We start from the raw sequence: 14,313 nt of genomic DNA on the forward strand, positions 1-14,313 counted from the left end.
GCGCGGGCCCTCCACTACGCTCGGACAGAACGACGCCGACGGAGGGGAAGACCGTGACCGACTACCGGGACGGCGTGGTCGTCTACTGGCGGCCGCTGTGCCCGTTCTGCATCAAGCTCCGGCTCCGGCTGCGGCTCGCCCGGCTGCCGCGGACCGAGGTCAACATCTGGCGCGACCCCGACGCGGCCGCGTTCGTCCGCATGGTGGCCGACGGCAACGAGACCGTGCCGACCGTGACCGTGGCCGGCGAAGCGATGGTCAACCCCTCGATGAAGCAGATCCGCGAGGCCGTCCGGCTGCGCGCCCCGCATCTGCTCAGGCAGGCGCGCTGACCCGCTGCTCGCCCGACCCCCGCACGATCAGCCGGGTCGGCACCGTGACCGTCCGGGCGCGCGAGCGGTCGCCGTCCAGGCGGGCCAGTGCCGTGCCGGCCGCCGTACGGCCGATCTCCTCCGGGTTCTGCGCCACCACCGTCAACGCCGGTTCCAGCGCCTCCGCGAGCGCCACGTCGTCGAACGCGACCACCGCCACGTCCTTGCGGCCACTGCGGGCCAACTCCGCGACCACACCGAGGGCCACGATGTTGTTGCCCGCGAACAGCGCGGTCGGCGGATCGGGGAGGGCCAGCAGCCGGGCCGTCGCCTCGCCCGCGTCGTGCTGGTCGTGGGCGCCGGCGACCAGCAGCCGGTCGTCGGGCAGCCCCGCGTCGCGCAGCGCCTCCCGGTACCCGGCCAGCCGCTCCCGGCGGGTGTAGAGCTTCGTGGGCAGATCGCCGACGAACCCGATCCGGCGATGCCCGTACCCCACGAGATGGGCCACCCCGGCACGGGAGCCCTCGCGGTTGGAACTGACCACGCAGTCCGTCGCCAGCCCCGCCCCCGGCCGGTCCACGAACACCACCGGCAGTCCCACCGCCCGGTGTGGGCGCAAGTGGGCGTGGTCGGCGCCCACCGACGGCACCACCATCAGGATGCTGACCCGGCGGGCCAGGAACTTGTCCGTCAGCGCCCGCTCCCGGTCCGGATCGTCGGCCGAAGACCCCATCAGCAGCGTCAGCCCGCGCTCGCGCACCCGGTCCTCGATGCCACCCGCCACCGCCCCGAAGAACGGGTTGCCGAGGTCCGGCACGACCAGCCCGATCGTGGTGTCCGGGCCGCCCACCCGGATGTTGCGGGCCATCAGGTTCGGCTGGAAACCCAGCCGTGCCACGGCCGCGAGCACCTGCTCCCGGGTCCGCGCCGAGGCGGGCCCGTCCTCGTTGAGGACACGGGAGACCGTCTTGGCGCTCACCCCGACCTCGCGGGCGACGTCGGCCAGGGTGGGGCGGCGGTTCGCGGCCATGCGGGACACGTCTCCTGTGCTGGTCGGCTCCGGCCGGGAACCCCCGGGCCGTGGAAGTCAGGTGGCCTGGACCCCGGCTGCCTTCGCGGCCTCGGAGTCCGCGACGACCGTACCTCCGCTCCCGTCCACCGTGAGCGCCCCGGTCATGATGGCGACCACCTCGGCCATCGAGTACTCCGACGGCTTGATCACCGCCGCCCGGCGCCCCAGCCGGTGTACGTGGATGCGGTCCGCGATCTCGAAGACGTGCGGCATGTTGTGACTGATCAGCACCACCGGCAGTCCCCTGTCCCGGACCCGCCGGATCAGGTCGAGCACCTGGCCGGACTCCTTCACACCGAGCGCGGCCGTCGGCTCGTCCATCACCACGACGCTGCGCGCCCAGGCCACCGACCGCGCCACCGCGACCGCCTGGCGCTGCCCGCCGGAGAGCGTCTCCACGGCCTGGGTGAGCGAGCGCAGCCCGATCTTCAGATCGGCCATGTGCTCGGCGGCCTCCTGCCGCATCCGCTTCTTGTCCAGCATCCGGAAGACACTGCCCAGCACACCGGGCCGGCGCAGCTCCCGGCCCAGGAACATGTTGGACGCGATGTCCATCGAGGCGGCCACCGCGAGATCCTGGTGGACCGTCTCGATGCCGTGCGCGCGGGCGCTCTGCGGCCCGGTGAACCGGATCGGCTCGCCGTTCAGCCGGATCTCGCCCGCGTCCGGCACGATCGCGCCGGTCAGCGCCTTGATGAGGCTGGTCTTCCCGGCGCCGTTGTCCCCGATCACCGCGAGCACCTCACCGGGCAGCAGATCGAAGTCGGCGCCGTCGATCGCGGTCACCTGGCCGTAGCGCTTGATGAGACCGCGGGCCTGGAGGACGGGCGTGGGGGAGTCGGCGGCGGTCATCGGGCCTTCTTCCGGGAGATCTGGTCGACGGTCACCGCGAGGATCACCAGGACCCCGGTGATCAGCGTCTGGTAGATGGACGCGACCCCCATCAACTGGAGGCCGTTGCGGAACACCCCGACGATGAGCACACCGATGAACGTGCCCAGCACCGAGCCGCGTTCGCCGAACAGGGAGGTCCCGCCGATGACCACGGCCGTGATGCTGTCGAGGTTGTCGGTCTGCCCGGCCTGCGGATCACCCACGCCGGTACGGGAGACGAGCAGCAGCGCCGCCACCCCGTACAGCAGTCCGGCGACCGTGTACACGCCGATGGTGAGCCGGGAGGTGCGGACGCCGTTCAGCCGGGCCGCCTCCACGCTGTTGCCGAGCGCGTACACGTGCCGACCCCAGCCGGTGCCGCTCAGCGCGTAGGCGAAGAGCAGGAACAGGGCGATGGTGACCAGCGACCCGTAGGTGATGTCGGTGTGGCCGAGCGGGAAGGTGCCGCCGAGCGCGGTCAGCGGGCCCGGCAGCTCGGTGACCGTCTGCTCCTCGGAGTAGATGTGGGTCAGCGCGAACGCCACGTTGAGCATGCCGAGGGTCACGATGAACGGCGGCAGCGGGATCTTCTCCGTCAACACCCCGTTCAGCAGCCCGAATCCGGCGCACACCAGCAGCCCCAGACCGATGGCGAGCAGCGGCGGCAGCGAACCCTCGGCAGCCATCCGCGCCATCATGATGCTGCCGAACGCCATCACCGCCCCGCAGGACAGGTCGATCCCCGCCGTCAGGATGATCAGGGTCTGCCCGATGGCGAGCGTGCCCACGACCATGACCTGCTGCACGATCAGCGAGAAGTTCCCGCCGGTCAGGAACTGGTCGGTCGAGAAGGAGAAGAAGGCGCAGGCGATCAGGAGGGCGGCCAGGGGACCGGTGGTGGGAGCCGTGAGCAGTCGGCGCGCCGTGCTCGGCGCCGTGAGCCCGGCGTACGGCGTGGTCGTGGCGGTCATACGACGTCCTTGTCGAAGGGCTTGGCGGAGGTCGGGGACTCAAGGGGAAGAGCAGGGGCGGCCGGACCGGCGGGGGAGTGGCCGGGCCGGCCGCCCGGTCAGGGGAACAGTGGGCTCAGCCCCAGCAGTTGTCCAGGCCGTACGCGGTGTCCTTCGCGTCCACCCCGGACTGCGCCTTGTCGGTGATCAGGGTGACCCCGGTGTCGGTGTAACCGGACGCCTTCTTCCCGTCCTTGGCGTACGACACCACCGCCTTCACGCCCTCGGCGGCCATCTTGAGCGGGTACTGCTGCGAAGTCGCCGCGATCTTCCCGTCCTTGACCGCCTTGGTACCGGTGCAGCCGCCGTCCACGGAGACGATCAGTACGTCCTTCTCCCGGCCCTTCGCCTTCAGCGCGGTGTAAGCGCCCAGCGCGGCGGGCTCGTTGATCGTGTAGACGACGTTGATGCCCGGCTCCTTCTGGAGACAGTTCTCCATCGCCGTCTGCCCCTTGGTCTGGTCACCGGCGGTGTCCTGGGAGCAGACCACGGAAGGGTCCTTGGCGCCGACCCCGAAGCCCTTGAGGAACCCGTCGTGCCGCTGCACGCCCACCGAGACGCCCGGCGCCAGGTCCAGGGTGGCGATCTTCGCCTTCTTGCCCTTCGTCGCCGCCCTGGCGTACGCGCCGATCAGCTCGCCCGCCTTCAGGTTGTCCGTGGCGAACAGCGCGTCCACCGCGCTCTGCGGCTCCGTCGGGGTGTCCAGCGCGATCACCAGCACGCCCTTGGCGCGAGCCTTCGCCAGCGCGGGCACGATCGCCTTGGAGTCGCTCGGCGTGATCAGGATGCCCTTCACCCCGGACGCCACCATGTTCTCGACCGCGGTGACCTGGCCGGCGTTGTCGCCGTCGAACTTGCCCGCGGCCGTGAGCAGTTGGGCGCCGTTCTCCTTGGCCGACCTCTCCGCGCCCTCCCTCATCTTCACGAAGAACGGGTTGGTGTCGGTCTTGGTGATCAGCCCGACCTTGATCCCGCCCGACCCGGACTTGGACGACCCCGCTCCGGAGCCGGAGCCGCACGCCGTGAGGGCCAGGGCGAGAGCGCCCGTACACGCGGCGACTCTCAGCAGGGACAGATGCGGGCGAGCATTGCGAGACATGAGTGACTCCTGCGGGATTGCGAGCGGCGCGGCCGGCATCGGAGCATGCCGTCCCGAGGTGTCATCGTTGACTTATGTCATCGTTGACACGGCATGGCGAGGACTATGGACGGCCCCTCGGGGCGCCGTCAATGCCCTGTGCCTGTCACAAATCGGCAACGTAAGCGGCTTCTGCCACACGCCGGGAACCGGCCAACGAACGCCTGCGCGCGAACCGTTGACGCGCCTTCATGCCTGCCGCATCATCGACGCACCCGCTCGCTGTCATCGATGACATGAGTCAACGATGACATCTCCCGCCGACGCCAGGGACGACGACGGCACCGGCGGCCTGCCCACTTCATCCCGGACCCGTGCGCCCCGCGCGTCACGCTCCGCCGCGGGGCCGACCGCAGCACAGGAGATGTCATGAGCCTGGTACGTGGAGCGCGGCACGCCCTCGCCTGGCTGATCGCGGCGGCACTGTCCGCCTGCGCCCTGGCGGCCACCTCGCTCACCCCGCCGGCGGCCGCCGCCGACGCACCGCCCTACACCGAGACCTATCGCCCCCAGTTCCACTTCACCCCCGAGAAGAACTGGATGAACGACCCCAACGGTCTCGTCCACTACCAGGGCGAATACCACCTCTTCTACCAGTACAACCCGAACGGCAACTCCTGGGGCGACATGTCCTGGGGCCATGCGGTGAGCACCGACCTCGTGCACTGGAAGCAGCTCCCGCTCGCGCTGTCCCACGACGAGAAGGAGATGGTGTTCTCCGGCAGCGCGGTCGTCGACCGGAACAACACCAGCGGCTTCGGCACCCCGGACAACCCGCCGATGGTCGCCGTCTACACCAGCGCCTTCAGAGACGGCGGCAAGCAGGCCCAGTCCCTCGCCTACAGCACCGACCGGGGGCGCACCTGGACCAAGTACCAGGGCAATCCCGTACTGGACATCGGCTCCACCGAGTTCCGTGACCCCAAGGTCCAGTGGTACGCGCCGACCAGGAGCTGGCTGATGACGGTCGCGCTGTCCACCGAGCGCAAGGTCCGCTTCTACACCTCCAAGAACCTCAAGGACTGGAAGCTACTGAGCGACTTCGGCCCGGCGGGCGCGACCGGCGGCGTCTGGGAGTGCCCGGACCTCTTCCCGCTCGCCGTCGACGGCAACCCGCGCAAGGTCAAGTGGGTCCTGGTCACCAACGTCAACCCCGGTGCGGTGGCGGGCGGTTCGGGCACCCAGTACTTCACCGGCGACTTCGACGGCACCCGGTTCACCCCGGACGACGACGGCAGCTACACCCCGCCGTCCGGCACCGTGGTCCAGGACTTCGAGGAGGCCGGCTTCGGCGACTGGACGGCCACCGGCACGGCCTTCGGCGGCGGACCGGCGTCCGGCGCGGTGGACGGCCAGCAGACGGTCACCGGATTCGACGGCAAGGGCCTGGCCAACAGCTTCCACGGCGGCGACCCGAGCACCGGCACCCTCACCTCACCCGGCTTCACGGTGAGCACCCCGTACCTCAACTTCAAGGTCGGCGGCGGACGCCACCCGCACCAACCCGGCACCGCGGTGGAGCGCGGCCCCGCCCCCGAGGGAACCGTCCTCGCCGACTTCGAGGGCGGCACGTACCGCGACTGGACCGCCACCGGCGACGCCTTCGGCACCGCACCGGCCACCGGTACCCTCCCCGACCAGCAGCAGGTCTCCGGCTGGCTCGGCGACGGCCTGGTCAACACCTACCGGGGCGGCGACACAGCCACCGGCACGCTCACCTCGCCCGAGTTCACCCTGGACAAAAACTACCTGGACTTCCTCGTGGGCGGCGGCAACCATTCCGCCGCCTCCGCCGACCGCACCGCCGTCGAACTCGTCGTCGACGGCCGCACGGTACGCACCACCGCCGGCCGCGACGCCGAGGCGCTCGACTGGGCCTCCTGGGACGTCCGCGACCTCAGAGGTCAACGCGCCCGCATCCGAATCGTGGACGACAACACCGGCCGCTGGGGCCACCTCAACGTCGACCACCTCGTCCTCTCGGACACCCGCGCCCAGGGCCTCACCGACGAGACGGCGGTGAACCTGCTGGTCGACGGTCAGGTCGTCCGCAGCGTCACCGGCCCCGACAGCGAGGCGATGGACTGGGCCTCCTTCGACCTGCGCCCCTACCAGGGCCGCACCGCCCGCGTCCAACTGGTCGACCGCAACACCGGCGGCTGGGGCCACATCATGGCCGACAGCTTCACCGCCGCCCAGGCCCCCGCCCGCTCCGCCGTCGACCGTGCCTCCTGGGTCGACTACGGCAAGGACCACTACGCGGCCGTGACCTGGAACGACGCCCCCGACGGCCGGCGGTACATGATCGGCTGGATGGCCGGCCTCGACTACGCAGGCGCCACCCCCACCACGCCCTGGCGCAGCGCCCAGACCGTCCCCCGCCGCCTGACCCTCCGCACCGTCGACGGCCGCGCCCGCCTGACCAGCGAGCCGGTACCGGCCCTCTCCACCCTGTGGCGGCAGCCCATCACGACGACGGACCTCACCGTCACCGACACCACCCGCCCCCTCCCCGCCAAGGGCAAGGCCCTCGACATCGAGGCCACCTTCTCCGTCCGCGACGCCGCCCGCTTCGGCCTCAAGGTCCGCACGGGCAGTGGGGGAGAGGAGACGGTCGTCGGTTACGACCGCACGACCGGCGAGATGTACGTCGACCGCACCCGCTCCGGCGTCACGGACTTCGGCCCGTCGTTCCCCGGAGTACAGCGCGCCCCGCTGAAGCCGCGCGACGGCAAGGTCCGGCTCCGGATACTCGTCGACTGGTCCTCGGTCGAGGTGTTTGGGGGCGACGGCGAGGCGACCATCACCGACCTGGTGTTCCCCGACCCGGCCTCCGAAGGGGTCCAGGTGTTCGCCGAGGAGGGCTCGGCGAAGCTGGACCGGTTGACGGTACGGCAGGTCGGCTCGTACCGGAAGTGACGTCGTGGCCGGGCACCCTCATGCCTCGGGTGCCCGGTCGGGACGCTCGCTACGGATACGGCCGGTTGATCAACTCGATCGCGCGGCGGGCGGGCAATTGCGGGCGCTCACTGCCCCACCCTCCCGTCGATCCGCTCCCGCAACAGGTCGGCGTGCCCGCAGTGTCGCGCGTACTCCTCGACGCGGTGCACCATCAACTCCCGTACGGCGATGTTCTCCTTGCCGACCCGCGTCCCCAGGTCCGCATGCTGGGCCAACGCGGCGTCCGTTGCCGCCTGTTCACGTTCCAGATCCCGGAACGCGGCGTCCACCGCGGCCTGTTCGCCGACAGCGCCGTCGAAGTCCGCGTCCCGGACTCCGTACAGCTTCGGCAGTGGCTCGTCGTCGCTGATCCAGTTCCGCCAGTCCCGCTCCACCTCGGCGAGATGCCGGACGAGCCCGAGGAGCGACATGGTCGAGGGCGGGACCGACCGGAGCGCGAGCTGCGCCGCGTCGAGACCCTCGCACTTCATCCGCAGGGTGTGGCGGTAGTTCGTCAGGAAGTCCTGGATGGTCGCCAACTCGCCCTCAGGGCTGGGCCCTTCACGCGGGTCGTCATCCGGATCGGCCCACATGTCGGGATAGACGGTCGCCTCGGTCCATCGCGCGGGTTGCTCAGTCATGCGTCGCATGCTCGTGGTGCACCCCTCCGCCGCGCCACTGAAATTCTCTCCAAGCGACGGCGGTCCGTCCGGTGACCTGCTACCCGAAAGCGACGCAGTAACGATGCGACTGGCATCGCACGCCCCGCGGGTGTTCACTCGAGAAGAGTCGAGGGACAGGGGCACGGCGATGGTCGACCACTCCCCACCCGCGCGCACGCGACCGTACCCGGACGTCACGGCCGCGGCGGCGCCGCGCCCCGGCCTGCGCGGACGCGTCGGCGACGCCCTCTTCCGCGCGGTGGCCGGCCCCGACGGCCCGGAGAGCAGGCGCCGCGTCCACGGCACACCGGGCCCCCGCTGGTTCGCCCCCGACCGCCCGATCCGCGTGGTCCACGGCGACGCGTCCATGTTCCCCGGCGGCCTGGCCGCCCTGCTCCTGCAGTCCCTGCACCCCCTGGCGATGACGGCGGTGGCCGACCACTCCGACTACCGCAACGACCCCTGGGGCCGCCTCGCCCGCACAAGCACATTTCTCGCGTACACCACCTACGGCGCGGCGGACGACGCCCAGCGAGCCGTCGATCGCGTACGAGCCGTCCACGAGTACATCCGAGGCCACACACCGGACGGCGAGCCGTACCACGCCGCCGACCCCCACCTCCTGGCCTGGGTCCACAGCGCCGAGGCGTACTGCTTCCTCACGGCCCACCAGCGCTACGGCCAACACCCGCTGGACGCGGCGGGCCGGGACGCGTACGTGGCCGACATGGCCAGGGTCGCCACTGCCCTCGGCATCAAGAACCCCCCGACAACGGTGCGAGAACTCCACGCCCGCCTGGACTCGTACCGCCCCGAACTACGCCTGACCCCCCAGACCCGAGAAGCAGTCCACTACATCCTCCTGAGTCCACCCCTCCCCACCCCGGTCCTCCCCCCGTACCTCCTGCTCGGTGCGGCAGCCGTCTCTCTCCTCCCCGCCTGGTCCCGCGCCCAACTGGGCCTCCCGGTCCTGCCCCGCACCGAACGCTGGTGCGTGGGACCGGCCGGGACAGGGGTGACGGCATTGATCAGATGGCTCCTGCCCCCGCCACCGCATCGACGCGCCTAGCATCGGAGGGCGTCGCGTCCGGACGCAGGAACCGGCGCGGCCGGGTCCGGTGCTCGCCGGCCCTTCTCCGAGGGGTGGCCCAGGACGACGCCGGCCAGGGCGAGCGCGAGCCCGCACCACTGCTGTGCCGCCAGCATCTCTCCACCGACCGCCGTGCCGAGCAGCGTCCCGGTGACGGGGTTGAGCAGCCCGACCAGTCCGACCGTGCCCGCGGGCAGATGCCGAAGCCCCGTGAACCACGCGACGAAGGCCAGGGCCGTGGCTATCAGCGAGACGTAACCGAACGCGAGGACAGAGGTGGCGGTCAACGCCGGGGGCGGGCCCTCCACAGCAACGGCGACGGGAAGCAGCAGCAGACCGCCGGCCGTGAGCTGCCACGCGGTGGAGGCGAGCACGTCGGTGCCCTTGCCCCACCGCTTCGTCAGTACGTGACCGAACGCGGAGACCAGCATCGCGGCGGCCGAGGCGAGCAGCCCCGGCGGGCTCACGCCGTCCGCTCCGGTCAGCAGCATCAGACAGACCCCGCCGAGACCGACGGCCGCACCGAACAGCCGCCGAACGCTTGGGCGTTCGGCCACCAGCGGCCAGGCGATCAGCATCATCGTCAGCGGTGAGAGAGCCATCACGGTCGACGCGACGCTCGTCGGGAGAAGCTGCGAGGCGGCGTAGACGAGAACGAAGAAGACGCTGGTGTTCAGCAGCCCGAGCAGCGCGGACCGCCCCCACCACACGCCGCGCGGACGTTTCCTGGACAGGGCGAGCAGGACGAGACCGGCGGGCAGTGCCCGCAAGGCGGCCCCGTAGAGCGGGTGATCGGCCGGGAGGTACTCGTGGGTGACGTAGTAGTTGGCACCCCACGCCACCGGCGCGACCGCCGTCAGCGCCACCCACCGCACATTAGCTTCCATGGAAGTCAATATAGCTTCCGTGGAAGCTAAAATGGACCCATGGCACATGACGAACCCCTGGACCATGTGGCCCGCATCCAGGCCGAGTGGCACCGCGAGCGCCCCGAGATCGATGTTGTTCCGCAAGGAGTGATCGGCCGCCTGCACCGCCTGGCCGCCCGCATCACCGAGGAACTCTGCCTCGTCTACGGCCGCTACGGGCTCAGCGAAGGCGAGTTCGACGTCCTGTGCGCCCTGCGTCGAGCCGGCGCCCCGTACGAGCGGGCTCCGGGTGAACTCGCCGCCCACACCATGGTCACCACCGGCGCCATGACCAAACGCCTCGACCGCCTCGAACGCGCCGGCCTCGTCACCCGCCGCCGCTCCACCGACGACCAACGCGCCCGAATCGTCGCCCTCACCACGCCGGGCCACGACCTGATCGACGAGGCGTTCACCGCCCACATGCAGAACGAGCGCCGCCTGCTGGACCTGCTTTCCCCGGCCGAGGCAGCCGCCCTGGAGCCCCTGCTGAAGACGTGGCTGGCACGAATGGAGCCGCCGAGCACCCCGACGGACCGACACCACTGACCCGCGCCCGCCCCACCGCCGCGCCGATCTCTGCGGCTACGCTTCTCGAAGCAGCCGACGGGATCAGGACACGGGGGAGAGCGTGAACCGACCACTGCTGTTCCTCGACGTGGACGGCCCGCTCAACCCCTACGCGGCCAAGCCGACAAGGCGGCCCGACGGGTACAGCACACTCAGAGTGCCCAGGGACGGTGAGTCCCATGAGGAGGGCAGGAGCCTCCCGTCCCGGCGGCGCCCCCTGCGGATATGGCTCAACCCGGAGCACGGACGATCCCTGCTCCGCCTGGGTTACGAACTGTGCTGGGCCACCACATGGATGAACGACGCCAATCGGTGGATCGCACCGGTGCTCGGCCTTCCGGAACTTCCGTTCGTCGACTTCGGCGACGCGCTGCTCCAGGAACGCCCCGATGGAGTCCATTGGAAGACCGCCCCGCTGGTGGCCCACGCGAGCGGCCGTCCTTTCGCCTGGGTGGACGACGAACAGAGCGAACTGGACGAGACCTACGTCTCCGCCCACCATCGAGGGCCCGGGCTCCTGCACCACGTCAACCCACGAATCGGCCTACAGGAGAACGGCTTCTCCACCCTCGCCGGCTTCGCCCGGTCACTGGTGCGGTGACCGGCAACGCTCATCGGGCGGTGATCTGCGCCGGCGCGACCAGAACGCCCGGCACCCCTCCGCTCATCCGGCGAGGCCGTCGATCACGGAGCCCTGCTCGGCCTGTTCCTCGGGGGAAAGGCGGGTGATCCTCTTACCCGCTTCGGTTTCCACCAGGGTCACCGCACCGATCCAGTTGCCGTCATCCGGATACTCCCAGTTGGCCGCGTCCCCCAGGACTGCCAGAAGCTGATCACGAGGCACCAGTTCCCCGGGCTGCAGGCCCCGCCCCCCGGACGGGGACGTCCACGGCGCGACTCGACGAACCTCGATCCACCCACGATCGATGAGAGTGAGCAAGATCCCTGCCAGCTCGTTCACCGGCCGGGACTGATCGGCATCGTCGAGATCTCCCCAGACACCAGCCAGGATGTCGATCTCATACGAATTGACCATGAAGGCTTCCTCGGACTTGGTCAACGCCTGCCACTCACGCTCGCTCATTCACCGATCATCGCAGGACAGCCCGATGGTCGGTGACGGTCACAGCACTGGACGCCGAAGGCCCCCGCGCTAGGCGGACCGTTCACCGTGTGCCAGTGAACTGACGTACTCCCAGAGCTCCTCCCGCGCCTCCTCCGAATCCCCGGCCGCCCCGATCGGATACGTAGTCGGCCGGGGCCGGCGGTCGTGCCAGAACAGCCCGTCACTCTCGGTGGCCTCCGAAGCCGCACCCAGCCACACGATCGTGTCGGCCCCCTGCTCGGGGCTCCGGATGATCGGCCGGGTCGCCGCCCGGAAGACCGGCAGCCACTGCCGTACCCCCTTGGTGTCCGCCCACCCCGGATGCATCGAGTGCACATGCACACCCTGATCGTGCAGCCGCTCCGCCCACTTCTCGGTGACCACGACCTGGGCCCGCTTGGTCCGGGCGTAGAACTTCTTCGGGCTGTACCGCGTCTCCTCGGACTCGGGGTCACCGGCGGGGAGCTGCTGCCCGTACTGCCCGCCCGAGGTCACGTTGATCACGACCGAGGGCGCGGAGCGCGCGAGCAGGGGCGTCAGCTCCTCGATCAGCACCCAGGGCGCGAGCACATGCGTGGCGAACGTCAGCTCCACCCCGTCCACGCTGTACTGCCGCTCGTCCGGCATCACCCCCGCGTTGTTGACCAGCACGTCCAGCCGGTCCTCCTCCTCCAGGAACCGCGTGGTGAAGTCCCGCAGCGCGGCCAGACTGCTGACGTCGCACACGACAGGCCGTACGTCGACGTCGTCGCCCGCCTGCTCCCGCGTGAGCGCGGCGGCCTCCTCGGCCCGCTGCTGGTTACGGCCCAGCACCCGTACCGAGGCGCCCAGCCGGGCGAAGCCCACGGCGGACGCGAGCCCGACCCCGGACCCCGCGCCGGTGACGAGAACGACCTTGCCGTCCATCCGTCCGGGCCCGTCGGGCCAGTCCGGCAGCGCCTTGCGCAGCAGCAGTCCGGGCCATCCGTAACCGAGGACGACGGAGCGGTCGAGGGCGGTGTCGATCAGGGAGGTGACACTCATGGCCTCCGCAGTACCCGTACGCGCCGTCCTCACACGGCGAAGCGCCCCTCGCCCCGCGGACGGGGGGAGGGGCGCCCGGCGGGCGGCGGTCAGGCTTTGCGCTGCATGTCGCTGCGGGCCGGGTTGCCCTGGTCCGCGGCCTTCGGGTCCTTCTCGCCGGCCTTGGCACGCACCCCCTCGGCGATCCGCGCGCCGATCTTGGGGTCGATGTTGGACCAGTACTGGAAGGCGCGCTCGAGCACGGGCTCGGTGACGCCGTTCAGCAGGTGGCCCACGACGTTGTCCACGAGCCGGTCGCGGGCGTCGTCGTCCAGGACCTCACGGACGAGCGTGCCGGCCTGCCCCCAGTCGTCGTCCTCCGCGTGCGAGACGTAGGCGGTACGGGTGATGTCACCGTCGGTGTGCCAGGTCGGCGGGGTACCGAACCGGGCGGTGTCCGCGGCGGGGCCGCCCTTGGAGTTCGGGGCATAGACCGGGTCGCTGGTCTTGCGGTAGGCCATCGCGCCGTCCTTGGAGTACGTGTGGACGTCCGTGATCGGCGCGTTGACCGGGAGCTGGGCGTAGTTCGCGCCGATGCGGTAGCGATGCGCGTCGGCGTAGGAGAAGAGCCGCGCCAGCAGCATGCGGTCGGGGCTCGGCCCGATGCCCGGCACGAAGTTGTTCGGCTGGAACGCGAGCTGCTCGATCTCCGCGTGATTGTCCGTCGGGTTCCGGTTCAGCGTCATCCGGCCGACCTCGATCAGCGGGTAGTCGCCGTGCGGCCACACCTTGGTCAGGTCGAACGGGTTGAAGCGGTACTCGGCGGCGTCCGCGTACGGCATGATCTGCACGTACAGCGTCCAGCTCGGGTGCTCCCCGTCCCGGATGTGCTCGAAGAGATCACGCGTGTGGTAGTCCGTGTCGGCGGAGGCCATCTGGTCGGCCTCGTCCTGGGTGAAGAACTCGATGCCCTGGTCCGTCTTGAAGTGGTACTTGACCCAGAACTCCTCACCCGCCTCGTTGATCCACATATACGTGTGCGAGGTGTAGCCGTTCATGTGCCGCCACGTGCGCGGCACGCCCCGGTCGCCCATGAGCCAGGTGACCTGGTGCGCCGATTCGGGGGAGAGGGTCCAGAAGTCCCACTGCATGTCATGGTCACGCAGGTTGTTGTCGGCGCGGCGCTTCTGGGACCGGATGAAGTGCTGGAACTTCATCGGGTCCTTCACGAAGAACACCGGGGTGTTGTTGCCGACCATGTCGTAGTTGCCTTCGCTGGTGTAGAACTTCACCGCGAAGCCGCGCGGGTCACGCCAGGTGTCCGGGCTCCCGCGCTCCCCGGCGACGGTGGAGAACCGGGCGACCAGATCGGTACGGGTACCGGGCTGGAACACGGCCGCCTTCGTGTACGGGGTGACGTCCCCCGTCACCTCGAAGTACCCGAACGCCCCGCTGCCCTTGGCATGCGGCTGCCGCTCGGGGATGCGCTCGCGGTTGAACTGGGCCATCTGCTCGATCAGGTACGCGTCCTGGAGCAGGATCGGCCCGGCGGGTCCCACGGTGAGCGAATGCTCGTCGCTCTCTACCGGGGCACCGGAGTCGGTGGTGGTGCGGGGCGTGTCGGTCATGGTG

Annotated in this window: 14 protein-coding genes; 5 read left to right on the top strand and 9 right to left on the bottom strand. The window is 70.4% G+C overall.

The features are described from left to right. The first annotated feature begins 53 nt into the window (after window positions 1-53). Complete coding sequence (locus tag ACZ3HQ_RS08810) at window positions 54-332, top strand: glutaredoxin domain-containing protein (protein ID WP_467508985.1); 279 nt, start codon at window positions 54-56, stop codon at window positions 330-332. On the opposite strand, the gene ACZ3HQ_RS08815 is transcribed toward ACZ3HQ_RS08810, so the two are convergent. From ACZ3HQ_RS08815 to ACZ3HQ_RS08830, 4 genes are all read right to left on the bottom strand, one after another. Continuing rightward, window positions 316-1,341, bottom strand: a complete 1,026-nt coding sequence (locus ACZ3HQ_RS08815) for a LacI family DNA-binding transcriptional regulator (RefSeq protein WP_467508986.1) — start codon at window positions 1,339-1,341, stop codon at window positions 316-318. The genes ACZ3HQ_RS08810 and ACZ3HQ_RS08815 overlap by 17 nt on opposite strands. 57 nt (window positions 1,342-1,398) lie before the next feature. Next, window positions 1,399-2,235, bottom strand: a complete 837-nt coding sequence (locus ACZ3HQ_RS08820) for an ATP-binding cassette domain-containing protein (protein ID WP_467508987.1) — start codon at window positions 2,233-2,235, stop codon at window positions 1,399-1,401. Beyond that, window positions 2,232-3,227 (bottom strand): ABC transporter permease, encoded by a 996-nt coding sequence (locus ACZ3HQ_RS08825; RefSeq protein ID WP_467508988.1) that lies wholly within the window; start codon window positions 3,225-3,227, stop codon window positions 2,232-2,234. Before ACZ3HQ_RS08825 ends, ACZ3HQ_RS08820 begins: the two co-directional genes overlap by 4 nt. Before the next feature lie 115 nt (window positions 3,228-3,342). Next, entirely contained in the window at window positions 3,343-4,365 is a 1,023-nt protein-coding gene (locus ACZ3HQ_RS08830) for a substrate-binding domain-containing protein (RefSeq protein WP_467508989.1), read from the bottom strand. A 408-nt stretch (window positions 4,366-4,773) separates the two neighbouring features. Here ACZ3HQ_RS08830 and ACZ3HQ_RS08835 point away from each other — a divergent pair, with 408 nt between their 5' ends. Then, a complete protein-coding gene (locus ACZ3HQ_RS08835) occupies window positions 4,774-7,323 on the top strand; it encodes a GH32 C-terminal domain-containing protein (RefSeq protein ID WP_467508990.1) in 2,550 nt (849 codons plus the stop codon). Window positions 7,324-7,430: 107 nt separating this feature from the next. Here the strand turns inward: ACZ3HQ_RS08835 and ACZ3HQ_RS08840 are convergent, their stop codons facing one another. After that, a complete protein-coding gene (locus ACZ3HQ_RS08840; protein WP_467508991.1) occupies window positions 7,431-7,985 on the bottom strand; it encodes a DinB family protein in 555 nt (184 codons plus the stop codon). Between the two features lie 169 nt (window positions 7,986-8,154). On the opposite strand from ACZ3HQ_RS08840, the gene ACZ3HQ_RS08845 reads away from it, so the two are divergent. Further along, complete coding sequence (locus tag ACZ3HQ_RS08845; protein ID WP_467508992.1) at window positions 8,155-9,075, top strand: oxygenase MpaB family protein; 921 nt, start codon at window positions 8,155-8,157, stop codon at window positions 9,073-9,075. On the opposite strand, the gene ACZ3HQ_RS08850 is transcribed toward ACZ3HQ_RS08845, so the two are convergent. Further along, window positions 9,072-9,983: an EamA family transporter gene (locus tag ACZ3HQ_RS08850; RefSeq protein WP_467508993.1), complete on the bottom strand. Its 912-nt coding sequence runs from the start codon at window positions 9,981-9,983 to the stop codon at window positions 9,072-9,074. The two genes, ACZ3HQ_RS08845 and ACZ3HQ_RS08850, sit on opposite strands and share 4 nt — an antisense overlap. Before the next feature lie 39 nt (window positions 9,984-10,022). On the opposite strand from ACZ3HQ_RS08850, the gene ACZ3HQ_RS08855 reads away from it, so the two are divergent. Then, the gene (locus ACZ3HQ_RS08855) at window positions 10,023-10,553 is read left to right on the top strand and encodes a MarR family winged helix-turn-helix transcriptional regulator (RefSeq protein ID WP_467508994.1); all 531 of its coding nucleotides are present in this window, start codon (window positions 10,023-10,025) and stop codon (window positions 10,551-10,553) included. 82 nt (window positions 10,554-10,635) lie between these two features. Further along, complete coding sequence (locus ACZ3HQ_RS08860; RefSeq protein WP_467508995.1) at window positions 10,636-11,175, top strand: hypothetical protein; 540 nt, start codon at window positions 10,636-10,638, stop codon at window positions 11,173-11,175. Between the two features lie 63 nt (window positions 11,176-11,238). On the opposite strand, the gene ACZ3HQ_RS08865 is transcribed toward ACZ3HQ_RS08860, so the two are convergent. The 3 genes from ACZ3HQ_RS08865 to ACZ3HQ_RS08875 all read right to left on the bottom strand — a co-directional run bounded on the left by ACZ3HQ_RS08865 (window position 11,239) and on the right by ACZ3HQ_RS08875 (window position 14,309). Next, window positions 11,239-11,658 carry a hypothetical protein gene (locus ACZ3HQ_RS08865; RefSeq protein ID WP_467508996.1) on the bottom strand — a complete coding sequence of 140 codons (420 nt, stop codon included), beginning with the start codon at window positions 11,656-11,658 and terminating at the stop codon, window positions 11,239-11,241. 69 nt (window positions 11,659-11,727) lie between these two features. Then, a complete protein-coding gene (locus tag ACZ3HQ_RS08870) occupies window positions 11,728-12,702 on the bottom strand; it encodes an SDR family NAD(P)-dependent oxidoreductase (RefSeq protein WP_467508997.1) in 975 nt (324 codons plus the stop codon). Window positions 12,703-12,791: 89 nt separating this feature from the next. Next, window positions 12,792-14,309, bottom strand: coding sequence for a catalase (locus ACZ3HQ_RS08875; RefSeq protein WP_467508998.1), 1,518 nt, complete (start codon window positions 14,307-14,309; stop codon window positions 12,792-12,794). Window positions 14,310-14,313: the final 4 nt, after the last annotated feature.

It is taken from the genome of Streptomyces sp. NPDC018263 (genome assembly GCF_055562575.1).